At 65.4% G+C, this 25,180-nt stretch carries 23 protein-coding genes; 8 read left to right on the top strand and 15 right to left on the bottom strand.

Features of this window, described 5'->3' with window-relative positions; all coding sequences use genetic code 11:
- Positions 1–3: 3 nt before the first annotated feature.
- From CFOUR_RS02685 to CFOUR_RS02660, 6 genes are read right to left on the bottom strand one after another with little or no spacing between them, the layout of a single operon-like run.
- Positions 4–1,080 (bottom strand): potassium channel family protein, encoded by a 1,077-nt coding sequence (locus CFOUR_RS02685; RefSeq protein WP_085957758.1) that lies wholly within the window; start codon positions 1,078–1,080, stop codon positions 4–6.
- Positions 1,080–4,430, bottom strand: a complete 3,351-nt coding sequence (locus CFOUR_RS02680) for an ATP-dependent helicase (RefSeq protein WP_085957757.1) — start codon at positions 4,428–4,430, stop codon at positions 1,080–1,082. The genes CFOUR_RS02685 and CFOUR_RS02680 overlap by 1 nt, the downstream gene beginning before the upstream one ends.
- On the bottom strand, positions 4,423–7,548 hold the full coding sequence (locus CFOUR_RS02675) for an ATP-dependent DNA helicase (protein ID WP_085957756.1): 3,126 nt from the start codon (positions 7,546–7,548) through the stop codon (positions 4,423–4,425). The genes CFOUR_RS02680 and CFOUR_RS02675 overlap by 8 nt, the downstream gene beginning before the upstream one ends.
- Positions 7,549–7,565: 17 nt before the next feature.
- Entirely contained in the window at positions 7,566–8,309 is a 744-nt protein-coding gene (locus tag CFOUR_RS02670) for a hypothetical protein (protein WP_101706391.1), read from the bottom strand.
- An 11-nt stretch (positions 8,310–8,320) separates the two neighbouring features.
- A complete protein-coding gene (locus tag CFOUR_RS02665) occupies positions 8,321–9,478 on the bottom strand; it encodes a DUF3152 domain-containing protein (RefSeq protein WP_329955429.1) in 1,158 nt (385 codons plus the stop codon).
- A gap of 11 nt (positions 9,479–9,489) precedes the next feature.
- The gene (locus CFOUR_RS02660) at positions 9,490–9,714 is read right to left on the bottom strand and encodes a DUF3107 domain-containing protein (protein WP_085958452.1); all 225 of its coding nucleotides are present in this window, start codon (positions 9,712–9,714) and stop codon (positions 9,490–9,492) included.
- Positions 9,715–9,934: 220 nt separating this feature from the next.
- Here CFOUR_RS02660 and CFOUR_RS02655 point away from each other — a divergent pair, with 220 nt between their 5' ends.
- Together CFOUR_RS02655 and CFOUR_RS02650 are read left to right on the top strand one after the other, a co-directional pair.
- Entirely contained in the window at positions 9,935–11,173 is a 1,239-nt protein-coding gene (locus CFOUR_RS02655; RefSeq protein WP_230471898.1) for a DEAD/DEAH box helicase, read from the top strand.
- Positions 11,170–12,381 carry an Rv3212 family protein gene (locus CFOUR_RS02650; protein ID WP_085957754.1) on the top strand — a complete coding sequence of 404 codons (1,212 nt, stop codon included), beginning with the start codon at positions 11,170–11,172 and terminating at the stop codon, positions 12,379–12,381. The genes CFOUR_RS02655 and CFOUR_RS02650 overlap by 4 nt, the downstream gene beginning before the upstream one ends.
- A 28-nt stretch (positions 12,382–12,409) precedes the next feature.
- Here the strand turns inward: CFOUR_RS02650 and CFOUR_RS02645 are convergent, their stop codons facing one another.
- Complete coding sequence (locus CFOUR_RS02645; protein WP_085957753.1) at positions 12,410–12,868, bottom strand: hypothetical protein; 459 nt, start codon at positions 12,866–12,868, stop codon at positions 12,410–12,412.
- A gap of 453 nt (positions 12,869–13,321) precedes the next feature.
- Between CFOUR_RS02645 and CFOUR_RS02640 the strand changes: the two genes are divergently transcribed.
- Complete coding sequence (locus tag CFOUR_RS02640; RefSeq protein ID WP_034997533.1) at positions 13,322–13,585, top strand: WhiB family transcriptional regulator; 264 nt, start codon at positions 13,322–13,324, stop codon at positions 13,583–13,585.
- An 83-nt stretch (positions 13,586–13,668) separates the two neighbouring features.
- Complete coding sequence (locus tag CFOUR_RS11380) at positions 13,669–13,743, top strand: 50S ribosomal protein bL37 (protein WP_096030696.1); 75 nt, start codon at positions 13,669–13,671, stop codon at positions 13,741–13,743.
- A 75-nt stretch (positions 13,744–13,818) separates the two neighbouring features.
- Here CFOUR_RS11380 and CFOUR_RS02635 read toward each other — a convergent pair whose 3' ends face one another.
- From CFOUR_RS02635 to CFOUR_RS02625, 3 genes are all read right to left on the bottom strand, one after another.
- Positions 13,819–15,174 carry a zinc metalloprotease gene (locus CFOUR_RS02635; protein WP_085957752.1) on the bottom strand — a complete coding sequence of 452 codons (1,356 nt, stop codon included), beginning with the start codon at positions 15,172–15,174 and terminating at the stop codon, positions 13,819–13,821.
- 570 nt (positions 15,175–15,744) lie between these two features.
- Positions 15,745–16,023 (bottom strand): hypothetical protein, encoded by a 279-nt coding sequence (locus CFOUR_RS02630; RefSeq protein WP_085957751.1) that lies wholly within the window; start codon positions 16,021–16,023, stop codon positions 15,745–15,747.
- On the bottom strand, positions 16,023–16,691 hold the full coding sequence (locus tag CFOUR_RS02625) for a sigma-70 family RNA polymerase sigma factor (protein WP_085958451.1): 669 nt from the start codon (positions 16,689–16,691) through the stop codon (positions 16,023–16,025). Before CFOUR_RS02625 ends, CFOUR_RS02630 begins: the two co-directional genes overlap by 1 nt.
- Positions 16,692–16,736: 45 nt before the next feature.
- On the opposite strand from CFOUR_RS02625, the gene CFOUR_RS02620 reads away from it, so the two are divergent.
- Positions 16,737–17,201: an aminoacyl-tRNA deacylase gene (locus CFOUR_RS02620; protein ID WP_085957750.1), complete on the top strand. Its 465-nt coding sequence runs from the start codon at positions 16,737–16,739 to the stop codon at positions 17,199–17,201.
- Here the strand turns inward: CFOUR_RS02620 and CFOUR_RS02615 are convergent.
- The gene (locus tag CFOUR_RS02615) at positions 17,198–17,881 is read right to left on the bottom strand and encodes an SOS response-associated peptidase (RefSeq protein WP_085958450.1); all 684 of its coding nucleotides are present in this window, start codon (positions 17,879–17,881) and stop codon (positions 17,198–17,200) included. The two genes, CFOUR_RS02620 and CFOUR_RS02615, sit on opposite strands and share 4 nt — an antisense overlap.
- A 22-nt stretch (positions 17,882–17,903) precedes the next feature.
- Here CFOUR_RS02615 and aroA point away from each other — a divergent pair, with 22 nt between their 5' ends.
- Entirely contained in the window at positions 17,904–19,175 is a 1,272-nt protein-coding gene (gene aroA / locus CFOUR_RS02610) for a 3-phosphoshikimate 1-carboxyvinyltransferase (RefSeq protein WP_290179858.1), read from the top strand.
- Complete coding sequence (gene rsgA, locus CFOUR_RS02605) at positions 19,175–20,200, top strand: ribosome small subunit-dependent GTPase A (protein WP_085957748.1); 1,026 nt, start codon at positions 19,175–19,177, stop codon at positions 20,198–20,200. Before aroA ends, rsgA begins: the two co-directional genes overlap by 1 nt.
- Here the strand turns inward: rsgA and CFOUR_RS02600 are convergent.
- Both CFOUR_RS02600 and CFOUR_RS02595 read right to left on the bottom strand, forming a co-directional pair.
- Positions 20,174–20,677, bottom strand: coding sequence for a DUF6912 family protein (locus CFOUR_RS02600; protein ID WP_085957747.1), 504 nt, complete (start codon positions 20,675–20,677; stop codon positions 20,174–20,176). The genes rsgA and CFOUR_RS02600 overlap by 27 nt on opposite strands.
- Positions 20,677–21,090, bottom strand: coding sequence for an HAD family hydrolase (locus tag CFOUR_RS02595; RefSeq protein ID WP_085957746.1), 414 nt, complete (start codon positions 21,088–21,090; stop codon positions 20,677–20,679). The genes CFOUR_RS02600 and CFOUR_RS02595 overlap by 1 nt, the downstream gene beginning before the upstream one ends.
- A 156-nt stretch (positions 21,091–21,246) precedes the next feature.
- Between CFOUR_RS02595 and CFOUR_RS02590 the strand changes: the two genes are divergently transcribed.
- Complete coding sequence (locus tag CFOUR_RS02590) at positions 21,247–21,681, top strand: hypothetical protein (RefSeq protein ID WP_085957745.1); 435 nt, start codon at positions 21,247–21,249, stop codon at positions 21,679–21,681.
- Between the two features lie 26 nt (positions 21,682–21,707).
- Here CFOUR_RS02590 and secA read toward each other — a convergent pair whose 3' ends face one another.
- Both secA and hpf read right to left on the bottom strand, forming a co-directional pair.
- Positions 21,708–24,272 (bottom strand): preprotein translocase subunit SecA, encoded by a 2,565-nt coding sequence (gene secA / locus CFOUR_RS02585; RefSeq protein ID WP_085957744.1) that lies wholly within the window; start codon positions 24,270–24,272, stop codon positions 21,708–21,710.
- A gap of 202 nt (positions 24,273–24,474) precedes the next feature.
- On the bottom strand, positions 24,475–25,179 hold the full coding sequence (gene hpf / locus CFOUR_RS02580) for a ribosome hibernation-promoting factor, HPF/YfiA family (RefSeq protein WP_085957743.1): 705 nt from the start codon (positions 25,177–25,179) through the stop codon (positions 24,475–24,477).
- Position 25,180 lies beyond the last annotated feature (1 nt).

Below are 25,180 nucleotides of genomic sequence, written 5' to 3'. Positions count from 1 at the left end.
GCGCTAGTCCTGGCCGGTAATCGCGCCGTTCATGCGCACGTACAACAGGCGATCGCCCGGCTCCACCGTCTCCGCCTCAGGGGAATCGATGCGGTAGAGCTCGCCCGAGCGCACCACACCCAGCACAATGTCCGCCAAGTGGCGGGGGTTTGCACCGACCTCGTCGTCCGCGATCTGGCGCTCCGCCACCGCGAACCCCTCGTCCGGGCTGAGCAGATCCTCCATCATCTCCACCACCGGCGGAGTGACGGTAGCGATGCCGAGGAGGCGGCCCGCGGTCTCAGACGAAACGATCACCGAATCCGCACCAGACTGCATGAGCAGGTGCTGGTTCTCGCTTTCCCGCACACTGACCACGATCATCGCGCTCGGCGCCATCTCGCGCACCGACAACGTGATCAGCACCGCCGTGTCGTCCGAAGACGGCGCCACAATTACGGAACGCGCCCGGCTGACAGCCGCCACCCGCAACACGTCCGACTTCGTGCCGTTGCCGTGCACCGTGATCAAACCGCGCTTTTCCGCCACCGTCAGCGCGGCGGGGTCCGGGTCGATGACCACGATCGACGACGGCGCTGCGCCGCCTGCGATAAGCGCATCGATGGCGGACCGGCCCTTGGTGCCGTATCCGATGACAATCGTGTGGTTACGCACGCTATTCCTCCACTGTTGGATCCGGAGCGTCTTGCGGGAATCCTCCGTGAGCACCGACAAGGTGGTGCCGACGAGGACCATGAGGAAGGCCACACGCGCCGGTGTGACCAGGAAGATGTTGACCAGGCGCGCCGACTGCGTCATCGGCGTGATGTCGCCGTAGCCGGTAGTAGACAGCGTCACCGCGGAGTAGTACAACGCGTCGATGAACGTTAGCGGCTCCGAGTAGCCGTTGCGATCCAAGTACGCCACAAACGCGACAGCGACGATCAGCAGCAGCGCGTAAGCGAAACGCCGGGCGATCAGCGCCCACGGCGTAGCGCGAGCCGCCGTCGGAATATTGACCACGTCCAGCAGGCTGTGCACCGGGATCTCGGTGAGGTTTGTCGCGTCTGCGCGTAGCGACAACAGGCTCCGAAGCTTCACTACTGCCGCTCCTCGCTTTCCATCTCAGTTCCATCGCCTTGCAGGCCCGCATCAGCGGCCGAGCCTGCCGCCGCGCCGCCAAGCATTGTCTCCAGCTGCGCGAGATCCGGCAAAGCATGCGGCGCGAACGTCTCGCCGGTACGTACGTAGAAAAATACAGCCCGCACCGGCTTGCCGTCACTTGCGATACGGCGCCACGCCTCACGGTAGACCGCCAGCTGCAGTTGCGCCGATTCCATCGCGTCCCGGCCGGGCTTTTCACCCGTCTTCCAGTCCACCACAACCCAGCCGTTTTCATCCGAAAACACCGCGTCCATGCGCCCGCGCACCACCGAATTGCCCAGCGCGAGCTCGAAGGGGTGCTCCACATACGCCGGGGTGCGGTTGGCCCATTCGCTTGCCTCGAAATTGCGCTGCAGCCGCTCCAGCGTGGTGCGGTCCACCTCCGCCTCGTCGCTGCCCGGCAGCTCGTCTTCAGTCAGCAGAGGGCGCGCGCCGTAGAACTGTTCCAGCCACTCGTGGAACGCGGTGCCGCGCTTGGCGTAGGTGTTGGGCTTAAACGGCACAGGACGGCGCGCACGCCGCGCGAACTGCTGCGGGTCTGCCTTCAGGGCGACGACGTCGGAGGCCGTGAGCTCGCCCGGCATCACCACCGCCACATCCGCGGCCTGCGCCGCCTCGTGCTCCTCGATCAAGGCTGTGGCATCGCGTTCCCACAGCGCGAACAGCTCGCCGTCGGTGTAGTCCGGCAACTCGTCTATCGCGGCACGCACTGCCTCCGCGGCGGCGAGGTCCTGCTGCGCTGGTGCATAGTGGGGCCAGCGGCCAGTCTCCGGTGCCGCAGCCTGGCCGGGGGCGCCTGCTTCGTTGCCGGGCTGGGCTGTGCCGGTGTCGAGCCCGTCGTCCCACACCACCACGCTCGATTCCGGGACGCGCTCGCGCATCGCGGCGAAGTGGGAGTACGGCTCGGCTTCTTTCGCCGCCCCGTCGCGGCGGCGCGAACCAGTGACGATGAGCCGTTTCGCCGCTCGGGTCACCGCCACGTAGAACAGCCGGGAGGTCTCCTCCGCCAAATCGCCGGCGACCTCCTTGAGCCAGGCCTTGCCTGCCTTCTCAAAGTCGGTGCGGTTTTCCACCTCCGCGAACACTGGGTAAATGTCCGGGTCGCCGAACGTGTCGGTGGGCAGGTAGCGGGTGAACGTGAGGAAAGTCTCCGTCTTGGCCTTGTACGTCTCCGCGTCCGCGTGTAGCACCGCAACCGTGTCCCACTCCAGGCCCTTGGCCTTGTGCGCGGTGAGGATCTGCACGCGGTCTTCCTTGACCGCCACCGCCCCCGGTGTCAGCCCGTCCTCGAAGGCGCGGGCGAGGTCGAAGAAATTCAGCAGCCCGTCCAGACTCGCCCCGGGGTAAGCCGCGACCTCCTCGAGCAGTCGGTCCAGGTGCACCGCGCCCGTTGCGGATCCTCGGGCGAGCACCTCCGTGCGAATGCCAAAGACGTGGATGATGTCTGCAAACAAATCGCTCAAGCGCTTGCCCAGGCTATGCGTGCGCAGCCACCGCAGTTTCGCCGCGGTATCGCGCATCCGCACCAGTCCCTCCTCGCTGTAGCGCTCCGGCTCGCCCAAATCCGCCAACGCGTCCGTGAGGCCTTCCGGCTTGTCCGTGCGGGCGGAGATTTCCGCGGCACGCGCCACTAAATCTGCGAGCTGCTCATGCAGGTGCTCCTCCGCTCCGGCAGCCGCATCCGCCTCCTCCTCAGCAGCCTCGTGTGCACTGTTGGCCCCCCGCAGGTTTTTCGCTCGCGACGCCAGCGCATTTAGGTCGGCCAGCCCCAGCCCGACTGCAGGTCCGCCGAGGATGCGCAACGCCGCTGCCGTGTCCTCCGGGCGCACCAGCATGGTGGCAATGGCCACGGTGTCGGCGACCTCCGGCACGTCTAAAAGCCCGGCAAGCCCCACGATCTCGTAGGGCACCCCGCGCGCCTCAAGCGCCGCAGCAAGCGGCGGCGAGTGCCGGTTTTTCCGCACCAGCGCCGCCGCCGAAAACGGCAGTCCACCTTCTTGCGCAGCCCGGTATTCCTGCGCGAGGCGGTCCGCAACGAAATCGATCTCGCTCTCCTGGTCGGGGAAAAACCCCAAAGTCACGTCACCGGCATCCGCACCGGGGCGAGCCGACAGAGCCGCAACCGCTCTGCTTTTCCCTGTACCGAGCACCGCGTCGGACACGCCGTTCGCCAACGCCAGCACCTCCGGCGGGTTGCGCCAGGAGGTGGTCAGCTGCTTTTTCGGCGCCGTGCCGTCAGCGGTGGGGAAATCCTCCACGAACGCTTCCAGGTTCGCGGCCGTGGCGCCGCGCCAACCGTAGATCGCCTGCATCGGGTCCCCCACTGCCGTCACTGTCAGCGCGGGGTCCGCGCCGTTGCCGAACAGGCTGCGCAGCAGCACTCGTTGCGCATGGGAGGTGTCCTGGTATTCGTCCAGCATGACCACGCGGAAGCGGGAGCGTTGCGACGCCCCCACCACCCGGTGGTCCCGCGCCAACTGCGCGGCCACCGACATCTGTTCGTTGAAGGTCACCACCCCGCGACGGCGAAGCTCCGCGCCGAGCTCTTCCACCAGGGGCAGCAGATTCGCGCGTTCTTCCTGCTTGGAGCGCCAGCGGGTGAGCACCTTCGTGAACTCCACCCGCGCGCGCGGGCCGGTCGGGTACGACTCCGTCTCGGCGAGGAAATCGTGCGCGTGCTCGCGCACCCAACCCGGCGCGGCGAGCTCGTTGCCCATGGAGGTGTTCAGCGCCAGCAGGTCCTCCACGACAGTGGCGAGCGAGGGGTTGGATCCCAGCTGTGTGAGCAGCCCGCCGGAGTAGTTGACCACCACGTCGGTGGCGATAGCGTGCAGCTCCGCGTCGGTGATCAGCCTCGCGTCCGGCTCCACCGGCACCAGCAGTCCGTACTCGCGGATGAGTTCCCCGGCGTATGAGTCATAGGTCGATACTGTCGGCGCGATGACCTGGAGATGTTCCGCGAGCTCGCCGGACGGGTCCAGCCGACGCACCAACTCCGTGTTCTGCGCGAGCGCACCCAGCCGGTCTCTGATGCGCTTGCCCATCTCCTGTGCCGCCTTGCGGGTAAACGTCAGCCCCAGCACCTCGTCGGGGCGGGCGAACCCGTTGGCCACTAGCCACACCACACGTGCGGCCATGGTCTCGGTTTTTCCGGCGCCGGCACCTGCGACGACCAGCAGCGGGCCCGGGTCCGCACCGATGACGTCCGCTTGCTGTTCGGTGGGCGGGTACTGCTGCCCCAGGTAGCGCGACAGCAGCACCGGTGACATGGGGTTCGGGTTAGGCATGGTGAATCGTCGCTCCTTCCGGCTGAACGGGGCACAAAGCGCGCACCGCGCAGCGGTCGCACTGCGGGCCGGTCACGGCCATAAGTGTGGGGCCTGCGATCTCTTCGGGCAGCCCGTCGAGCGCGGCCGCAAGCTCGGCAAATTCTTCGTCGGTTTTGGCGGCTTGCTCGCGCGTGGTCAGAGAAGTCTTGCCAGCGTTCGGATACACCAGCACCGCACCGCCGACCTCGAGTGGATCGGTGTCATGGGCTGCGGTGACCACCTTGCCGTCGACGAACTGGCCGTGCGACAGCGCCAACTGGTAGGTGGCCAGCTGGGGGTTGTCCGCTGTCGCAGCAACGGTCGGCGGCGTCGCCCCGGTTTTCAGGTCCACGATGTGCACCGCCCCGCGCTCATCGCGCTCAAGCCGGTCCAGCCTGCCGCGGATTCTCACGTGCTCGCTGACCTGCACGTCCACGTCCGCCTCCACAGCGAGTTGCTCGAAGGCGCCGCGACTGGCCTGCAACCATGAATATGTGCGCTCGAGCATGGCCCGGAAATCCGCGATGTCGCGCTCCACTTTCCACTCGGGCGAGCTATCCGCCGCCCGGCGCGCCGCCACCGTCGCCTCGAGCGCCGCCTCTTCGTCGACGCCTTGGCCAAGTGCTTCGAAAAAGGCGTGCGCCATCGAGCCGTAGACCATGTCCAGCGTTTCGTTCAGGCCGGCCATCCGCTCCAGCACCGCGCGCATGGGGCACGCGAGCAGCTGCTCCACGCGCGACGGGGACAGCGCCGGCGCAACGTTGAGCGCTGTGCTTGTCGACGGCTCCGTGGTCGACCACCACTGCCCCGGCGCCGCCCCCAACACACCAGCGTGTGCGAGACGCGCAAGCTGTCGCGCCGCTTGGCGGCGCTGCGCTTCTGCCGCGTCCGGGTCTGTGAGCACGCGGCGAAACTCCGCGATGAGATCGTCGTGCGCGAGCACTCGCACCACAGACACATCGTCATCGGCGTCTGCCCCCTGCACACGTGTGCTGCGTACCGCCTCCTCTAGCGTGCCCGCAACACGTACTGGCCGCGCCGTTATGCGAAAGTCCCGGCAGAACTCCTCCACGAAGCGGGACCGCTGCTCAACCTCATCGCCGTCGTCGCTTTCCACAGCAGTGACAAGGAGCTGCTCGGTCGCACGGCTGGTAGCTACCGTGAACAGCCGGCGTTCTTCGACCAGGCGCTCGTTGACGTGGGAAACCGGCACTGCCGGATCCACCCCCTCGTCGATGAGGTCCACCAGATCCTCCTGGCGGAATAAGGAACCGGTCTCCCCCAAGCTCGGCCACGCCATCTCTTGCACCCCGGCCACAATCACGCGACGAAACTCCCGGCCGGTCGCGCCGTGCGCAGTCAGAAGCGCAACGGCGTCCGGGGTGGCGTTGCGGCGGTCGCGCACACCTGTGGGCAGTTCTTGTTCGGTGATTGAGGCGACGAAGGACTCGATGCCTGCGCTCGGCCTGCGCTCGGTGTGGTCGCCCGCCGCATCGAACAGCGCCATCACGGCGTCCAAGTCTCGGTCCGCCTGCGAACCTGTTGCGCCACCGCGCAACGCCGCGGCCAACAGGCGGTTGGACAGGCCCGTGGCGTGCCATAGTGCCCAGAGCACTTCCTCGACGCTGCCCCCGTCTGCCAGCGCCGCACGCCCAGCGTCGAGCACGTCGCGCACGTGCCGCAGGATGTCCAGCTCCCGGTCCGTGAGCACCGTGCCGAAATCTGGTAGCCCGGCCTGCGTAACAAGCAGTTCACGCAGGGTTTCTTCCGCGCGCGTCTCCGGCGCCCAACGGCGCAGGCCTCGAAGCAGCCGCCGCAGGGTCACCGGGTCCGCACCGCCGACCGGGCTGAGCAGCAAATCCCTCCACTGCGCGGCCGACAGCTCCTCGTACAGCGCTCGAACGCCTAACAGCAGCGCCGCGCCAATGCGCTGCTCGCCTAACACCAGGTCCGTGGGGTTGAGCGAGACGGGTACCCCAGCGTGCAACAGCGCTCGCCGCACCGGCTCCAGCAGCGGTGTGGAGCGCACCACCACTGCCATGTCCCGGTAATCCACTTCGTCTTCGAGGTGAGCGCGGCGCAACGTGTCGGCGACCAACGCGAGTTGGGTGCCGCCGCTGTCTGCGATTGCGGCGGTTTTCTCCGGTGTTCTGCGCGTGGCGCCGAGGTCGATGACCTGGTGGTCCAATCCACCCATGGTGCGGAAAAACTCCGGCGAGGCGCCGCGGAAGTGAAACACAGACTGCTCCATGTCGCCGCCGACCACCCCGAGTTCCGCCTGCGCTAAGAGCCGCTGCACCAACTTCGCCGACGCTGGCGCGAGGTGCTGTGCGTCATCGACGATGACGGTGTGCCACTGCGCCGGCAGCTCCACCTCGAGCGCGGCAGCAACCAGCTCCGAGGCAGACATCCTGTGCGCGCCAGACAGCGCCATCACCTGCTGGTACTCGCGCAAGAAGGAGCCCGAAGCGGACCAGATGTCAATGCCGTGGCGCCGACCTAACTGGATGAGTTCTTCCGGCCCTAAACCGCGCTCGATGGACCGCAGGAGGAAGTCTCGCAACTGGCGGGCAAAGCCCACCATCGGCAGCGCAGGCCGCAATTCCTCGGGCCAACTGCCCCCACCGTCCTCAGCGTGCCCTTGCAGCAGCTGTCGGATCACCGCGTCTTGTTCGGCGCCGGAAATAAGGCGCAGTTCACTGTCGAGCTCTTGGCGCACAAGCGCGAACGCCAATGAGTGCACGGAGCGCACGACCGGCTCGTCTGAGACGAATCCGGATGCCGCCAGCGTGTCTGACAGCTCCGCACGCAGCCGCGCGCCAGTCTCCTTCGAATCCGTAAGCACCAACACCCCGCCCGGGCCTGCGTTTCCGCCGTGCTCGGCGCCAATTTCCGTGCACCGCCGAATGGCCGCCGAGGCAGTATCCAACAGAAAGCTCGATACTCCCGACCCCGGCTCTCCCGTGACTTTGTAGAGCCCTGCTTTGGGTAGCTCCACCGGCCATTCGCGCGCGTGCGCCGGACGCGAGCGCGACACGAGGTACGCCCTCGGTTCGAGTGCGGTCGGGGGCACCGGGGAAGGTCGAGTATTGGCCATGCCGAAGATTGTGTCACTCACTCCGACACAAGTAGCGCTTCCACCAACTCAACTTTCGAACGTATGTCCGAACCGGCGGCCTTTGCGCAGGCCGCACGGTATTCCAGAGCGCGGCGCACGAGCGCCTCCAAATCCGGCACGTGCGCCCATCGCTCCAGCACGGCCGCATCCACCAGCCCGGCCAGCAGTCCGTCCACAATCACCAGAGCCGCACTCAAACCTCGGGGGCGCAGGCCCGACGAGGGCACCAGGTCTGTCAGCGTCGGCACTGCGTCTCCTGAAAAGAGCAGGCAGGAGGCGAAGTCCACGTGCGCCACCACGTCGTCAGGCTGCGGCGTGTAACCGTGCCACACCGCCCGCTCGGCAGTGGCAAACACGTCGCCCCGGTCGGCGGAGGGCGCTTCGATGCCAGCCGCGGCTTCGTCGTAACGCAAGGCGGCAGCGACTGTTTCGTCGATACGCGAAAGCACTCGTCCCTCGACGAACTCGTTGGCCTTAAACCCTCCGACAACGAGGCGCCCGTCAGTGGCGCGCACCGGGCGGGATACGGCAATGCCGGACCCGAACTCGCCTGCGTGCTCTCGCACCTTGCCAGACCACGCTGCGGTAGCGCTGGCCCGGGCAACGACGACCCTGCCGAAGCGCACGCCGTTGTCCCACTCTGGCCCCAGTGGCACGCCGGCGCGGCCATCGAGCTGGAACGCCGACAAAACGTGGCCGGGGATATCACCCGGGGTGCGCGAATCCTTGTGCTCGCCCACAGACAGCCCCCTTACTGCACCGCCGGACGCGGGTACGGCCACGGGTTCGGCCGGCACGTGTCCGGGTTGTCCGGGTACGGCTCTTCGGGGCTCATGGCCCGCAGCTCGGAGTTTTTCAGGCTCAGGGTCTGCTGCATCATAGTCGGCGCGAGCGCGTTCGGCGCCGGGCAAGCCTCGTGCTCCGCAAAGCCCACTGCGTGGCCGACTTCGTGGTTGATCACGTACTGGCGGTAGCTGCCCACATCCCCCTGGAACGGCACCGCACCGCGCACCCAGCGCGACTCGTTGATCAATACCGTGTCTTCACCAGTGATGCGGGTGCGGCAGCTCGTCTCGGTACCCAACTGGGCCCCGCATAGCTCAGCCGTAGTATCCAGGGACGTCAGCCGGATTTTCAACGTCGGATCGTCACCGGCGCCGACGTGCTCGAAGCGGAAGCGCGGATCGTTGGTCCAGCCGCGGGGATCGCTCAGCGTCGCGTCAACCATGTGCGCGAACGCCTGGTCCCCGCCGTAGCCGGAGGTGTCAATGCCGTGCTCCACCTCGACGGTGTAGCGCACCACCAATTCGGTCCCCTCGCCCGCGGTCATGCCGGGAGTGCCCACCTCGTAGTACGTTCCTTCACCCTGAGTGGTGTACGGCCCGCCCGGCGGCAGGTCATGGGGGTCAAACTCGCCTTCCGCAATCTTTGCTGGTTCCAGCGGCGCGACCCCACCATCCGCGTCTTCTTCGAGCGACGCCGGCGAAGACGCTTCTGCCTCCTCCGAAGCCGTGGTCGTCCCCAACGCTACGTCCTCGGGATTTTGGAACATGTTGATCAGCATGAACACCGTGATCACTGCGAGCACAGGGATGGCGTAAGCGCGCCAGCCGTACTCGCGCGCGAACTCCGCCAACTTGCTGTCTTCTACCGCGCCCTCGTGCGCGAACTGCGGCCGGGCGGGGCGGATGTCCCTTCCACGCGTCGTGCGCGTGCGCGACCGGCGGCTCGGACGGGAGGCGTGCTCGCCGCGGCGACGGCGGTGTTCCGTCCTCGACGTGTCGTCTTCGGGTTCAAACTCCCAGGAGTCGAACCAATCGCCGAAATCGTCGTCGCCGGACTGGCGGTGCGCCTTACGGGACTCGTTGTCCCACGCGCCCCGCTCATGTGCGCCGTGCCGTTGTGCCATAAATGCGTAATTTAGCGCATGAACCCGACGGAGCGGGCCGCGGTATTGCCCTGCTCCACGTACACGATGCGCTCGGTTCGGATGAGGTAAGCGCGACCCTTGTCGTCCTCCAACTTGAGCGTGGCCTGGTCGCCTGCGATGGCCTGCTCCACGGTGGAGATGATGTCGTCTTGACCTTCAGGCAGTTTGATCGTCAGTTCGCGGGGGCTGTCTGCAAGACCGATCTTGATATCCATGGTGTCGCTCACTGTCCTTCACTTCATTCGCTTCGGCGTTACGCCGCGGTTACGCGGCGGCGGGCTCATCGGGCCTATCTAGGCCCGCCCGCGCAGTAGCCCCATTGTAACGGCCTGCCGTTAAGATGAACGCGTGCCCTATTCAGCTGAGAGTGAACACAACCGCGCCGAAGCCGGCGCCCCGGCCGGCAAAAAGACACAGCCGCCGACGTTTGCTCAGCTGGGTGTCGCCGCCGAGATCGCCGACGCGCTCGCCGCACGAAACATCGTCCGCCCGTTTTCCATCCAGGAGTTGACGCTCCCCCGCGCTTTGATAGGCCGCGACATCATCGGCCAAGCCCGGACAGGCATGGGCAAAACGCTCGGCTTCGGCGTGCCGCTGCTGGACCGCGTCTTTGACGACGCGGACATCGACGAGCTCGACGGCACTCCGCGCGCGCTGGTTGTCGTGCCCACGCGTGAGCTCGCGGTGCAGGTGGGCGACGACCTCACCCACGCCGCTTCCCAGACCCCTGTGCGGGTGACCACCATCTACGGAGGGCGCCCCTACGAGGATCAGATCGCCGCGCTGGCGGATGGCGTGGACGTGGTCGTCGGCACGCCGGGCCGCCTCATCGACCTGTATGACCGCGGGGATCTGGCCCTATCTGCGGTTGCCATCCTGGTGCTCGACGAGGCGGACGAGATGCTGGCTATGGGGTTTTTACCGGACATTGAGAAGCTTTGGGCAGCGGTGCGCCCTGACGCGCAGACCATGCTGTTTTCTGCGACGATGCCGGGGCCGATCCTCGCCTTGGCGCGGGCGAAGATGCGCAAACCGGTCCACATCCGGGCTGAAGCGCCGAGCGCGTCGCGCACCCACGACACCACCCGCCAGGTGGTGTTGAAGTCCCACCGCATGGACAAATCCGAAGTCGTCGCCCGTATCCTGCAAGCTCAAGGTCGCGGGCGCACCATCATTTTCGCGCGGACGAAGCGCTCCGCGGCGGAGCTGGCGGACGATCTCGCCGGGCGCGGCTTTACTGTGGCCACGGTCCACGGCGACCTCGGCCAGCGTGCGCGCGAGGAGTCCCTCGATGCTTTTCGACGTGGTGCGGCCGACATCTTGGTCGCCACCGACGTCGCGGCCCGGGGCATCGACGTCGACGATGTCACCCACGTGATCAATTTCCAGACTCCGGACGATCCGATGACGTACGTCCACCGCATCGGCCGCACCGGCCGCGCGGGAAAGAACGGCACGGCTGTGACGCTGGTCGGCTACGACGAAGTGCGCAAGTGGGCGGCCATCAACGATGAGCTGAAGCTGGGCATCCGGGATTTGCCCGAGTGGTTTTCCACCTCACCGGAGTTGCATGAGGCACTGGATATCCCGGAGTCAGCGACGGCACGCGTTGGGCGCCCGCGTAAAGTGCTCGGGGCACGCCCAGCACAAGCTCGAGGAAGGAAACGGCGATGAACGCTCCCTTGCGCCGCACCCGCGGAGATCTGCTCGCTACTGGAGTGATCGCAGGCGTCTCAGCACTGCTGCTGGGCACCGCATTCTTTACTGCCCCCGCGCGCGACGCACACCTGGTCTCGGCTGCAGAAGAACAGCAGGACTTCGGCCAACTCGCCGTGGTGCCGAAATCTTTCAGCGAAGGCTTCACGCTGCCGGACACCTCCGGCCGCGACCAGCCGCTGGTGGCGAACGGTTTGATCATCACGTACAACGACCACACGCTGACCGCTACCTCTCCGGAGGGCGAGACGGTGTGGACGTACGAGCGACCCAACGAGCTGTGCTTGGTGGATCAGGCCTGGGGCAAGGTCGTGGCCACTTACCGCGACAATGCGGGCTGCGGCGACGTGGTCGCCATCGACGCGAAAACGGGCAACTACGCAGGCACCCGTTCGGCCATTGCGCCGGAAAACGTAGTGCGCCTCGCGTCCAACGACCGTGTCGGCTACGCCAGCTCCTCGCGCGCCGAGGTGTGGCGCTCCGATCTGGTGCGCACCGTCGAGTACGGCTACGTGGAGGCGAAGCAGGAGCCGGACATGCAGCCGCACGAGTGCACCATCACCTCGGCACTGACCCGCACTGAGCTGGTGGCAATCACGGAGGTCTGCAACGACGGCACGTATTTGCGCCTGCAGGAGGCCACGCCGGAAGATTCCCGCAAGCCCGAGGTGCTCGCCGACGTCGAAATCAGCCCGGACGCCTACCTTGTGTCCATTTCCCAGGACGCGGCGGCGGTGTATGACCCGACCACCTCTGAGGTCCGCGGCTACAACACGGAAGGCACGAACATCAGTTCCTCGTCGGTGCCGCAGATGGACAGCCCAGAAATCGGCCCGGACGGCACGATCAAGAACTTGCCGGTGGCGGACCTGCCGCACCATATGTCGTACTGGGAAAACAATTCCCTGCTGCTCATGGAGCCGTCTGCCCTTGCCGTGACCGGTGTTTTCCAGGGAGCATTGGGTACCGGCTTCTCCGCCGGGGAGAAGTTGCTCTACGCCTCTGACGGCGGCATCGCGGTTGTGGACTGGGATAAAAACGCGGTGGACAAGATCATCCCGGTCAACCGTGGTGGCTACACCGGTCCAGTCCACATCTCCTCCGCCGGGGCTACGGTGGTGGAAAAGCGCGGCGACGAGGTCGTGGTAATGAAGGCGAACACCTAATCCCCCTGTCCCCCTAGCGCGGCGCTTTCTAGCGCCGCGCTTTTCGTTGCGCGTAACGCGCTTCGTTGAACTCGCGCGATGCGGGGTGGAAGATCCCGATCAGAGCGAGTGCAGCCGATGCCAACGTGGCCGCGCCCAACAGCGGAATTCCGCCGCGGAACATGTAGATGGCTACACCGGCCAAAATCGCCTCAACCAGCACCACCGCGCCGATCGCACGCGGGTTGCCCCGCAGCGTCGACACGGCGGCGAACCCGACGTAGCCGAAGATGATGAGTAGGAACAGCGCGGTGCCGATGTTGACGTAGTTGGCCGCCGGTGACTGCGATTCCAGCGTGGAAGTGTGCTCGGTGAATTGAGAGATGATCAGGGATGCCACATAGACGACGATGGCGGCGCACTGCACCAGCACAACGATTGCGCTGAAGCGCATGAGTGCGGGCACGGTTCCGGGCGTGGTCTGAACGGGCTCGTTGTTGGTTTTCACATCGAAGTAGTGTAGGCCCCACTCCCGTGGGCTCCCATTCACCCGGAGCGATTTGACGGTGACACAAGCCTCAGCGGACTACCGTTTTCGCAGTTCAAAACCATAAAACAGCCAGCATTCCCCGGCCACTCCCAGAACTCCGCCAGATAAATACTGGGTTACATTCTATGATTCCAGTCACAATTTGGCATACACCCCTAGCGCAGTGTAGGTGAACGTGCCATTATTTCCGGGTAGCAAAAACAACGGGCTGGTTACACAGCCCTTAACCCTCCGCCACCACAGGGTTAACGCCCGGTAAACCGGAAGACGGGTCCCGCATCCAACGGGAAGCTCCGCCTGGTGCCAGGAATCAAACTTCGTTTGCAACGCATCCGCTCGACGCGGGTGTTTGTGGTGCGCACGTAATTGCACATGGAACACACACCCGATCTTTAAAGGAGAGTCATCATCATGGATTGGCGCCACGAAGCTATCTGCCGCGACGAGGACCCGGAACTGTTCTTCCCGGTCGGCAACTCCGGTCCGGCCCTGAGCCAGATCGCCCAGGCCAAGCTGGTCTGCCACCGCTGCCCCGTCACCTCCCAGTGCCTGAAGTGGGCACTGGAGACCGGTCAGGACGCCGGCGTCTGGGGCGGCCTGTCCGAGGAGGAGCGTCGCGCGCTCAAGCGTCGCAACAAGGCACGCGCCCGCAACCGCGCCCGCCTCTCCGCATAACAGGGCTCCGGATTACCCCGTGCGCTGCACGGGGCGATACAGTGGAACATCTGTAACCGGTTACCCATATTCAAGGAGGCCCCATGAGCAAGCGTGGTCGCAAGCGCAAGGATCGTCGTAAGAAGAGCGCAAACCACGGTAAGCGCCCTAGCGCATAAGCGCTGCAACGAAGTGTAAAAGCGGGTTCTTCCCTATTCGGGAAGGACCCGCTTTTGGCTTGCCGCCTGGCCTTACTACTTGTTCATGAACAGGACACCGTAGCCGATACCCAGGGCAGCGAGGGCGACGACCACACCACCGATGATGGCTGCGACGTTGACTTGGGAGCCAGCAGCCTTGGAGTCGACCTTCTTTTTGGCTTTCTTCTCGGCCTTCACCTCCTTGGCAGGCTGCTCAGCCTTTTCAACCTTTGCCGGTTCCTCAGTCTTTTCTGGCTTTTCGACCTCGACAGGCGCTTTCTGCCCCACCGGCTTCCCGGTGGGGAGCGAGCCCGGCATCGCTTCTGCTTTGTTGGCCGCGTGACCCACCTGCGGGGCATTGTTGTCGTCCGCGACCTCGACCGGCGCGGGCTTTTCCACCTCAATACGCTCTTCCGGCTGCTCGATCTCGACCTCGTCCTCCGCCTTGGCGCGAGCGCCGATGGATTCGGCGTAGGCGCCGATGCGGATGTTGTCCATCTCCAGCGAATCCCAGTCAGCCGGCACCAAGAGCTTGCCTTCCGGAGTATCCGCGAAGTACGGCTGTTCGGAGTAGTTGAAGTAGTCGAACTGGCGGTCGTAGTTCATCACCGAGTGGTACGCCTCTTGCATCGGCGACCCCTCAGCAATGCTGCCGGTGTACTTCTGTGCTCCCCAGTGGCGCAGGCCGAGAGTGTGGCCAAACTCGTGCAGGATGGTGTTGCGTACCTGCTCGTCCGTTGCACGGCCGCCCGGGTTTGCAACGTAGAAGGAGTTGTCGCCCACCAGGGACAGGCCCGTCGTGTTGGAGCCTGCGCGCATCCGGTCGCCGAGCACGCCAGGACGGAAGATGTTGGCGCGATCGCCGAGATCCTCCACCGTATTCAGCAGCTGGATCGCTTCGTGGATGCTGCCGTCGAAGTACACGGGGCGGTAATCCAGGGTCTCGCCCCCGAAGCGCTTCGCGTAGTGCGGAATATTCGAGTAATGCGCGCCGGCATCGATGTGAAGGGTGATGCCGTGCGCATCGAACAGATTCACTAGCTCGTCCAAGGACTGCTTGGACGGGGCGTAAGAGGCACGGTTCGCGTCTGCACACTCCTGAAGCTTGCGGGTATCGCAGCCGAGGGTGTCGTATTCGGATGCCATCCAGTTCAGCTGGACAAACAGGTCCGGGCGGTTCGGGTCCGCGCCCCAGTCCGGCAGAGGGATCTCCGTGCCGTCGGCCAGCACGACCCCCTCTTGTTCCCAGATGTCCGGGAGACCGTCACTGTCGGAGTCCGCCATGGCAGCGGTGTTGCTAACCATGGGAGCCAGCTCGAATTCAGCTGCCGCTTCTGCGACGTTCACGCCGGAGAAGGCGATTGCTGCAGCGAGGCCCGCTGCGACACTGTTTCGGAATGCTGCTCGCATCTCGGTTTCTCCTTGGATTCAGTCCCGGTTGCTTGGGGCTTTTTCTCTTTGTTACAGCCAAGAGTTTATGCACTGTTTATGCGCAGGTAAAACGCAGAAAGAATGCCTGAAAAATTCCCCAAATCGTTGAACATTGTTTACGGATTGTTCAACGTTTCTACACGTTCTTGCCTGCGGATTGTTCACCAATCCACCGTTGTGGATATGATCTTTAAAAACATTGTTCAACGATCTGCTCCGTCCCCGTGGAGGATGGTTGAACAATCCGCCGTTAATGCATTTTATGCGTGTCGAGACATATCCACACATTGGAGCCAATCCCCGCTATGACCTGCGCCTTTGCACGTATAGACAATTCATAGTTTCTCAGTTATCGGTTTTTCCATTCCCCGAACCCCGCGGACAGGCCAGATTGTTCAAAAGTCCGCGGATTGTTCACCAATCCCGCGTTACGCTCTACCCCCGCTTTTTACCCCCGTTGCGGGACGATGGGGCGTCGATAAGCAAACAACGCTCCTCCCACACGAAAAACCCGCAGCCGAAAGGCTGCGGGCAACCACGAAAAAGCGCCTAGCGGTAATGAACTTCGGTGTAGGTCACCGTGGTGAGAGAGGCAACGATGCGCTGGCGCAGAGGTTCTGGGGCCTTGGCCGGCCCGCAACACTCGCGCACTATGGCGCGCACGTCACGCTCGGACTGGGCAACGGCAAGACACTCCGGGCACGCGGCCAGGTCCTTGCGGATTTCCTCCCTGCGCGCCGGCGGGGTGTCCGCATCGAACAGCTCGCACAGCAAGCGGTGAGTGGCTTCGCAGCCATGAGCGTCGGTGTGGGTGTGTCCGGTGGACATTACTTCTCCTTCGCGTCCTGTGCGGTGTCTTGCGTGCCGGCAGTGCCAGCAGTGCCGGCGGATGTTGCCATATCGGCGTGGTCGAGGCCGATGCCTCGCTCCTGTGCCACGTCTTTCAACATCCCGCGCAGCTGTTTTCTTCCGCGGTGCAATCGGCTCATCACAGTGCCGATGGGAATGTCCATCACCTCCGCGATTTCCTTGTAGGCCATCCCCTCTACATCCGCGTAGTAGACCACCATGCGGTAGTCCTCGTTCAGCGCGTTGAGCGCGTCCGAGATCCGGGAGTTCGGCATGGATTTCAGCGCCTCAACCTCGGCGGACTCCAAGCCGGTGGAGTCGTGGGAGCTGGAGGTGTAGAGCTGGTTGTCCGTCACCTCGTCCGCAGACGTCTCCAGCGGGCGGCGCTGCTTTTTGCGGTACGAGTTAATGTACGTGTTGGTCATAATCCGATACAGCCACGCCTTGAGGTTGGTGCCCGGTGTGAAGCTGCCGAAGTTTTTGTAGGCCTTTAAGTAGGTCTCCTGCACCAGGTCTTCTGCGTCTTGCGGGTTGCGCGTCATGCGCAGCGCGCCGCCGTACAGCTGGTCCAAAAGCGGCATCGCTTCCTCGTCGAAGCGGGCCTTCAGGTCGTCGCTTACGCCGTTGTCCGGCTCGGTTTCGGGCATGCCCGCCATTGTAGGGCCCCATTTGTGCGCCGCTACCCTGTCCCCATGGCCGAGAAGACTCACGCACTGTCAGCACTCAAAGGCACCGCGCACGAGGTGCTCACCTACTCCCCCGGCCAGGACCACTTCGGCGAGCATGCCGCAGCCGAGCTCGGACTGGATCCGGCTGCGGTGCTCAAGACGTTGGTCATCGCCCACGAGCGCGACTTGGCTATCTGCTGTGTGCCAGTGGCCGGGCACCTGTCGCTCAAGGCCGCGGCAAAGGCGCTCGGCTGGAAGCGCGCGGAGATGGCGAACCCGGCCAAAGCGCAGCGCGCCACGGGTTACGTCGTCGGCGGCATCTCCCCGCTCGGCACGATGCAAAAGCTTGCGACGCTTATCGATGCCTCCGTGGCCGACCTCCCAGCCATCACCGTCTCTGCCGGCCAGCGCGGCCTTTCGGCCCGGCTGGCCCCGCAGGACCTAGCCGCGCTGACTGGGGCGCAGTTCGCCGAAATCAGCGCCCCCTAAGCGTCGCTTCCGCCCATCAACCCCATCAACCCCATCAACTCCGCGTAATCGTTGCGGGTGTTGCCCACCTCCTGGGCTGCCTCGTTGAACACCAGCTGCTCCGCCACACGCGAGGGCCGCACGAGCTCCAGCGCCTCCTGCGGGGTGCCGTCGACCCAGGTGCGGATCTCGTCCGCGCGCAGAAACAGCGGCAGCCGGTGGTGCAGCCAAGCCATGTTCTCTGTCGCGTCGGTGGTCACCATTGTCGTGGAGAGCCGGTCCAGTCCCGTCTCCCACAACGCAGCGGCGAACAGCATCCCCTCCGCCGCGCGCACGAAGTAGGGCTGCTTGCCGTTTTCCGTCTGCTTCCACTCGTAGTAGCCGTCGAGCACCATCAGGCCGCGGCGGGCTTTGAACGCGCTGCGAAACGACGGTTTTTCCGCCACGGTCTCGCCGCGGGCGTTAAACAGCGGCGGGCCGGTTTCGTCCTTCTTCCAGGTCGGCAGCAGCCCCCAGCGTGCGGCGTCGATACGCGCGTGGCTCTCCGCCACCCTGATTAGCGGTACCTGCTGGGTCGGCGCGATGTTGTAGCGCGGCGGCGGGGTGCCGTCGGGCGCATCCACGTCCGAAATGCCGGGCAGCGCCTCCACTGCGTCAATGAGGTCCTCACCTGAAGTGAAAAGAACGAATCGTCCACACATGCGCTCCATTATTATTGCCTGCATGACCGAGATGTGGCCCGCACCGTTTCATCCCAGCCCCATCACCCACACGCAACGGGTGCCGGGGTCGAAATCCATGACCAACCGCGCCTACATTCTTTCGGCGCTCGCGTCCGGGCCGTCCACCATCACAGGAGCGCTACGCTCGCGCGACACGGACCTCATGGAGGCCGCGCTGGCCGCCATGGGCACCCGCATCGAGCACGACGGCGACACCATCCGCGTCACCCCGGGCGAGCTGCACGGAACCGAGGTGGACTGCGGGCTGGCCGGCACTGTGATGCGTTTCGTGCCGCCGGTCGCGGCGTTCGCGGAGGGGCCCGTGCTTTTCGACGGCGACGCGCACGCCCGCAACCGTCCTATGTCCACCATTCTGGACGCGCTGCGCGCCTTGGGCGTCGACGTCGCCGGCGAGACGCTGCCGTTTACGGTCCACGGCACCGGCTCCGCAGAGGGCGGACCGGTGGAGATCGACGCGTCCGGTTCGTCCCAGTTCGTCTCCGGACTGTTGCTGTCAGCCGCCCGGTTCGAGCGCGGTGTGCAGATCCGCCACACGGGCGCCACCTTGCCATCCCTGCCGCACATCGAGATGACGGTGGCCATGCTCGCAGACACCGGCGTGCGCGTGAAGGCCGAGCAGAATTCCTGGTCTGTGGGCACGCAGGAGATCCGCGGCACGCACTGGGTAATCGAGCCGGATCTGTCCAACGCCGCCCCGTTTTTGGCCGCGGCGGCCGTCACCGGCGGCGAGGTGCGCATCCCCCACTGGCCGGTCGTCACTACCCAGCCGGGCGCGACCATGCACCCCATCCTGGAACGCATGGGGTGCGAGGTGGAGCTCGTCGCCGAGGGCGCGGGCCACACTCTGCGTGTGCGTGGCCCGGAGCCGGGCACCCTGCGCGGCATCCGCATCGACATGAGCGACATCGGCGAGCTCGCCCCCACCGTCGCGGCGATCGCCGCCTGCGCCACCACCCCCAGCGAGCTGACCGGCATCGCGCACCTGCGCGGACACGAAACTGACCGCCTGTCGGCGCTGGCGCGCGAGATCAACGAGCTGGGCGGCGATTGCGAGGAGCTTGGCGACGGGCTTCGCATCACCCCCACCCGCATGCGTGCAGGCGTCTGGCACACCTACGACGACCACAGGATGGCCACCGCCGGCGCCATCATCGGCTTGGTGGTCAAGGGCATGGAAGTGGAAAACATCGACACCACGTCCAAGACCCTGCCCGGATTCGCCGAGATGTGGTCGGAGGTGGTGGCGCAGTAATGGGCCGCAGCTTCGCCGACTACGACGAGTCCGACGTGCGCGTGCGCCCCGGCAAGGGGTCGCGGCCGCGCTCGAAGAACCGCCCGACGCACGACGACGCCGAATTCGGTCTCGTGGTGGCTAAGGACCGCGGTCGCTGGGGCGTGGTGCTCGACGGCTCCGGCACGCGCCTGCAGTGCACCCGTGCCCGCGAGCTGAAGCGCACCTCCATCGAGGTCGGCGACCGCGTCGGCGTTGTCGGCGACACCTCCGGCGCCAAGGACACGCTCGCCCGCATCGTCAAACGCGAAGAGCGCTCCTCGGTGCTACGCCGCACCGCCGACGACACGGACCCCTACGAGCGCATCATCGTGGCCAACGCGCAGCTGATGCTCATCGTGGTGGCCGCGGCAGATCCGCCGCCGCGCACCGGTTTTGTGGAGCGCGCGCTCATCGCCGCGTTCGTCGGCGGCGTGACGCCGGTGGTGTGCGTGACCAAGTCGGATCTCGCCGACCCCTCAGACTTCGAGCGCGAGCTGGCGGACATGGGCGTTCAAGTGCTGCGCACCGGCGTCGACGACGGTGTCGACGCGCTGGGCGAGCTGATTCGCGGTCGCATCTCCGCGTTGATCGGCCACTCCGGTGTGGGCAAATCCACGCTGGTCAACCGCATCGTGCCGGACGCTGAGCGCGAAACTGGCGCGGTCTCCGGCGTAGGCAAAGGCCGGCACACCTCCACCCAGTCCGTGGCGCTGGAGGTGCCCGGCGGTGGCTGGATCATCGACACCCCCGGCATCCGCTCCTTCGGCCTCGCGCACGTCGCCCCCGAAGCGATCGTTGAGGTGTTCCCGGATCTGGCGCTAGCCGCCGAGCAGTGCCCGCGTGGCTGCACGCACCTCGGCCCGCCAGCGGACCCGGAATGCGCCTGGGACGAGCTGGACCCGGCCTCACCCGTCGGCCGGCGCGCACTTGCGGTGCGGGGCCTGCTTTCGGCCCTGCACTCCAACAACGACTGGGAGTTAAAGCAGCTCGACGAGCACCGGTAGCTCGCTCGGGTCGTAGAACGCCATGTAGTTGTCCTGGGCATCCCCCACGGCCAACTCGGCGTCCTCATCGCCCAGATCGGCGGCGTCGACGACCTCGATCGCCTTCGCGGTAGCCGCTTCGGCCTCAGCGATGTCCACGTGGATCGCCGCGACATCCTCCAAAGACACGGGGCCGGCGAGCTTGACCACGGATTCTCCCATCTCCGGATCCGGCGTGGCCTGGCTGTCCGGTACGTCGGCCGAGACAACCACGCGGCGGTGCGGGTGGCGCTCCTCGTCGCCGATGGCCAGCAGACGGATCGAAGCCAGCGCCGCGTCGTCGAACGCGACCGCCTCAATCTCTTCCTGGTCGCCGGAGGTGAAAAACTCGTGCAGCGCCTCGGTGGCGGCGAACGCCCAACCGTTGCGCGCGTGGATCAGCCGGTGCTCCTCCAAGGAGGCGAGCATGCCAAAGGTTGCGGGAAGGTAGACGCGCACTAGAACTCGCCCTCGACGTCGAACAGGGACTGGATCTCCACCGCGGTGCGGTCGATGGCGGTGTGCAAAATGCCGATCATGTTGTACTCCACCGCCGCGCGGACGTTCATGATGTCGTCGTCGACCATCACGCAGTCGTTCAAGTCCACGCCGATGGCGTCAGCCGCGGCCTGGAACGCGGCGCGCTCCGGCTTTTCAGCCCCGATCTCGCCCGAGAGCACCACAGCGTCAACCACGCCGTTGAACTCCCACTCGCGGATCTTTTCCGCCATCTCGCCGTCGCCCTCCTCGTTGGAGAGGATGCCCACGGAGATCTCTTTCTCCTTCACCGCCTGGATGAGGGGCTTCCAGCGCTGCTCGTCCTCTGCACCGGTGTCCAACACGCCTGCGTAATCGATGATCAAGCCCTGCACGGAATCCCTCTTTCGTTGGTTGCGTCGCGGATGCCTAGTTTAGTGTGCACACCCTTTACACGGGCGGCTACGAACGGGAACAATGATACCTACCCCGCAGCCTGCCCGTCCCCCTCCACCACGCATTCCCGTGCGAGCGAGGGAGGAACACCCGCCATGTACTACACCGCCCCAGGCCACAGGCACATCCAAGTGCTCGTGCCGCAGGCGCACCGGGCGAGCGCCGCGCTTTCCCGGCCCGCAGGCACTGACCGGCCCGCGGGTTCGGTCACGCACACACCTGCCGCCGATGTCGAGCCGGTTGTCGCGGAAGCGCTCAACGCCGCGCTGAGCAAAGACCGGGCCACGTCCATGATGGCCTGGCGCTTCGCCCCGGCCGTGCGCGCCCACATCCGCGCCCGTCAACGCGCCGCCGTGCTGGCGAGCCAGAACAAACGAAGCGCCCCCGCGGCGGGCAGAGTGCGAATCCGCACCTGCCACGCCCGCGAGGGCGGGGAATTCTTCGGCACCGTCGAAGCTGCAGACGGCACCAAGAAGGCTTACGCAGCGAAGATCCAGGACGGCAAGCTGATCTCCTTCAAGGTGTTGTAAGCGTCAGCTCGTCGCCAAGCAACCTGCTAGATGGCGGTGGAGCCACCCTCAGCAGCCTGCTGCGGCGCCTCGTCCTGCGACTCGAACTGCTTGCGCATGGCGAACAGCTGGCGCACCGTCTCTTCCTGAATGCCCTCGTTCATGGCGTTGAACATGTCGCCGCCTTCTTTCTGGTACTCCACCAGTGGGTCGCGCTGCGCCATCGCGCGCAGGCCGATGCCCTCCTTCAGGTAGTCCATCTCGTAGAGGTGCTCGCGCCACTTCGTGTCGATGATCGGCAGGATCACCATGCGCTCGAGGTTGCGCATCTGCTCCTCGCCACCGATGGCGGAAACGTTCTCCTCGAGCTGGTCGTACTGGGCGTTCGCGTCGTCGAGCAGCGCCTGACGCAGCTGCTCGGGAGTCAGCTCGCCGGCGCGGCCGTACTCGTCGCCGTCGACGAGCTCCTGCGCGGACACCTTCGGGCCGTAGAGGGAATCGAGCGCGTTCCACAGCTCGTCCAGATCCCAGTCCTCCACGTAGCCCTCGGCGGTCGCGCCGACGACGTAAGCGCCGATGGTGGACTCGATCATGCGGCGCACCTGGCCAGCGATGTCCTTGGAGCCCAGGATCTCCTGGCGCTCGCGGTAGACCACCTTGCGCTGCTCGTTGAGCACCTCGTCGTACTTGAGCACGTTCTTGCGCATCTCGAAGTTCTGGTTCTCCACCTGAGACTGCGCGCCCTTAATAGCGTTGGAGACCATCTTCGCCTCAATCGGCACATCGTCCGGCACGTTGAGGCGGTTCATCATGTTTTCCATGGACTGTCCCACGAAGCGCACCATGAGCTCGTCGCGCATGGACAGGTAGAAGCGGGTCTCGCCCGGATCGCCCTGACGCCCGGAGCGGCCGCGCAGCTGGTTGTCAATGCGGCGCGACTCGTGGCGCTCCGTGCCGATGACGTACAGGCCGCCGGCCTCTCGCACCTCGTCGCCGAGCTGCTGGGAACGCTCCTTGGCGGCCGGCAGCTGCGCGTCCCACGCCTCCTGGTAGCTCTCCTCGTCTTCGAACGGGTCCAGGCCCTGTGCCTGCAGCTTCGCGTCCAGCAGGATTTCCGGGTTGCCGCCGAGCACGATGTCGGTACCGCGGCCAGCCATGTTGGTGGACACGGTCACCTTGCCGGGCAGGCCCGCCTCAGCGATAATACGGCCCTCTTCCTCGTGGTACTTCGCGTTGAGCACGTTGTGCTCAACGCCCTTGCGGGTGAGCAGCTGCGACAGGTACTCCGAGCGCTCCACGGACGTGGTACCCACCAGCACCGGCTGGCCCTTGGCCGCGTGCTCCGCAATGTCCTCGGCAACTGCGGCGAACTTGGCCTCCTGGGTCTTGTAGATCAGGTCGTCGCGGTCGCGGCGCTGGTTCGGACGGTTCGGCGGGATCTGCACGACGTCCATCTTGTAAATCTGGTGCAGCTCTGCCGCCTCAGTCTCAGCCGTACCGGTCATGCCGGACAGCTTGTCGTAGAGGCGGAAGTAGTTCTGCAGCGTCACCGTCGCCAGGGTCTGGTTCTCGTTTTTGATCTCCACCTGTTCCTTGGCCTCGATGGCCTGGTGCATGCCCTCGTTGTAGCGGCGGCCCGCCAGCACGCGACCGGTGAAGCCGTCCACGATCATCACCTCGCCCTGGCGGATGATGTAATCCTTGTCGCGCTCGAACAGCTCCTTCGCCTTGATGGCGTTGTTGAGGTAGCTGACCAGCTGCGAGTGCTCCGGTGCGTACAGGTTGTCAATGCCCAGCTGGTCCTCGACGAACTCCACGCCCTCCTCGGAGATGCCCACGGTGCGCTTGCGGTGGTCCACCTCGTAGTGGATGCCCTCGCGCATGCGCGGGGCGAGCTGGGCGAACACGGTGTAGAACTGGCTCGAGCCGTCCACGGGACCGGAGATGATCAGCGGGGTACGCGCCTCGTCGATCAGGATGGAGTCCACCTCGTCAACGATGGCGTAGTTGTGGCCGCGCTGCACGATGTCGTTGACAGAGCGCGTCATGTTGTCGCGCAGGTAGTCGAAGCCGAGCTCGTTGTTGGTGCCGTAGGTGATGTCGGCGTCGTACGCCTTCTTGCGCTCGGCCGGGCGCATGTCCGACAGGATCACACCCACCTCAAGGCCCAGGAAGTGGTGGATACGGCCCATCATCTCGGCGTCGCGCTTTGCCAGGTAGTCGTTCACGGTGACCACGTGCACGCCCTTGCCGGACAGCGCGTTGAGGTACGCGGGCAGCACCGAGGTCAGGGTCTTGCCCTCACCGGTTTTCATCTCGGCGACGTTGCCGAAGTGCAGGGCTGCGCCGCCCATGATCTGCACCTTGAAGTGCTTCTGCCCCAGCACACGCCAGGAGGCTTCGCGCGCGGTGGCAAACGCGTCGAGCAGGATGTCGTCCAGGCTGGCGCCGTCGGCGAGCTGCTCTTTGAACTCGGCGGTCTTGGCCTTGAGCTCCTCATCGGTCAGCGCGGAGTACTCGTCGTCGAGTGCCATCACCTGATCGGCGATTTTGGCGAGGCGCTTGACGGTGCGCCCCTCACCGGCGCGGAGCAGCTTTGACAGTCCAAACACTTCTGCAAAGTCCTTTACTGATGGATGACAGGGCCATGGTGATACAAACCGCCATTGTACGCACGCCTGCCCCGGTATAGACAACCTCATAGGCACTCCACAGCAAAGCCTTTTGCTTGGTAGCGACACCTGCCCCGGACCGGAGCCTTTTCAGGGCCCAGTCCGGGGCAGGTGTTGCGATGTCGCGCCGCGAAAAACGGACCTACTCAGCGACCTCCGCATCAGCCTCAGGCGCAAGCTCGATCAAGCCGTAATCGAAAGCGTGACGGCGGTACACCACCGCCGGGCGGTTGGTCTCCTCGTTGACGAAGAGGTAGAAGTCGTGCCCCACCAGCTCCATCTCGCTGAGCGCGTCGTCCACGCTGCGCGGAGTGTCGGAGTGCACCTTGGAGCGCACGATCTGGCCGGGAGTGAGGTCCTCGACCTGGTCAGCGTACGGGTCCACGTCGTACTTGCCGGCCTCCTTCGCCGCACGCTCTTGCTCGGCCTTGGCGTCCGCCTCCATCTCAGCGGCGATCACGCCGGTGCTCTTCGGCGCGCGGTGGCCGGACAGTGCGATGTTACGGCGTGCCTTAACCTTGCGCAGGGAGCGCTCCAGCTTGTCCACCGCAGTTTCGAGGGCCGCGTAGAAGTTCTCTTCCTTGGCTTCCGCGCGGGCCAGGTGGCCCGAGCCCGTGGCGGTGATCTGGATGCGCTCCGCCTCCGCCTCGCGGCGGGGGTTCGGCTCGTGCTTCAGCTCCACGTGGAACGACTTCAGCGTCGGGTCAAGCTTTTCAATCTTGGCCAGCTTGCCGTTTACTCGTTCCTGAAAGTGCTCCGGGACCTCGACGTTGCGCCCGGTGATGGTGACCTGAGCTTCCGGGCTCAGTGTCTCACCTTGGGCCGGATTGCGGTCTGCAGAAGTCATC

Source organism: Corynebacterium fournieri, assembly GCF_030408775.1.
Taxonomy (GTDB): Bacteria; Actinomycetota; Actinomycetes; order Mycobacteriales; family Mycobacteriaceae; genus Corynebacterium; species Corynebacterium fournieri.
The sequence above is the reverse complement of the archived record's forward strand: the minus strand, read 5'-3'. Positions and strand labels throughout refer to the sequence as shown.

Bases quoted from the DNA above. Each gene is read 5' to 3' on its own strand.
- CFOUR_RS02675 (WP_085957756.1), bottom strand. From the start codon at position 7,548: ATGGCCAATACTCGACCTTCCCCGGTGCCCCCGACCGCACTCGAACCG.
- CFOUR_RS02625 (WP_085958451.1), bottom strand. From the start codon at position 16,691: ATGCCCGAAACCGAGCCGGACAACGGCGTAAGCGACGACCTGAAGGCC.
- rsgA (WP_085957748.1), top strand. From the start codon at position 19,175: ATGGGCCGCAGCTTCGCCGACTACGACGAGTCCGACGTGCGCGTGCGC.
- CFOUR_RS02665 (WP_329955429.1), bottom strand. From the start codon at position 9,478: ATGGCACAACGGCACGGCGCACATGAGCGGGGCGCGTGGGACAACGAG.
- CFOUR_RS02650 (WP_085957754.1), top strand. From the start codon at position 11,170: ATGAACGCTCCCTTGCGCCGCACCCGCGGAGATCTGCTCGCTACTGGA.
- CFOUR_RS02635 (WP_085957752.1), bottom strand. From the start codon at position 15,174: ATGCGAGCAGCATTCCGAAACAGTGTCGCAGCGGGCCTCGCTGCAGCA.
- CFOUR_RS02660 (WP_085958452.1), bottom strand. From the start codon at position 9,714: ATGGATATCAAGATCGGTCTTGCAGACAGCCCCCGCGAACTGACGATC.
- CFOUR_RS02630 (WP_085957751.1), bottom strand. From the start codon at position 16,023: ATGTCCACCGGACACACCCACACCGACGCTCATGGCTGCGAAGCCACT.
- aroA (WP_290179858.1), top strand. From the start codon at position 17,904: ATGACCGAGATGTGGCCCGCACCGTTTCATCCCAGCCCCATCACCCAC.
- CFOUR_RS02620 (WP_085957750.1), top strand. From the start codon at position 16,737: ATGGCCGAGAAGACTCACGCACTGTCAGCACTCAAAGGCACCGCGCAC.
- CFOUR_RS02680 (WP_085957757.1), bottom strand. From the start codon at position 4,430: ATGCCTAACCCGAACCCCATGTCACCGGTGCTGCTGTCGCGCTACCTG.
- CFOUR_RS02590 (WP_085957745.1), top strand. From the start codon at position 21,247: ATGTACTACACCGCCCCAGGCCACAGGCACATCCAAGTGCTCGTGCCG.
- CFOUR_RS02640 (WP_034997533.1), top strand. From the start codon at position 13,322: ATGGATTGGCGCCACGAAGCTATCTGCCGCGACGAGGACCCGGAACTG.
- CFOUR_RS02615 (WP_085958450.1), bottom strand. From the start codon at position 17,881: ATGTGTGGACGATTCGTTCTTTTCACTTCAGGTGAGGACCTCATTGAC.
- hpf (WP_085957743.1), bottom strand. From the start codon at position 25,179: ATGACTTCTGCAGACCGCAATCCGGCCCAAGGTGAGACACTGAGCCCG.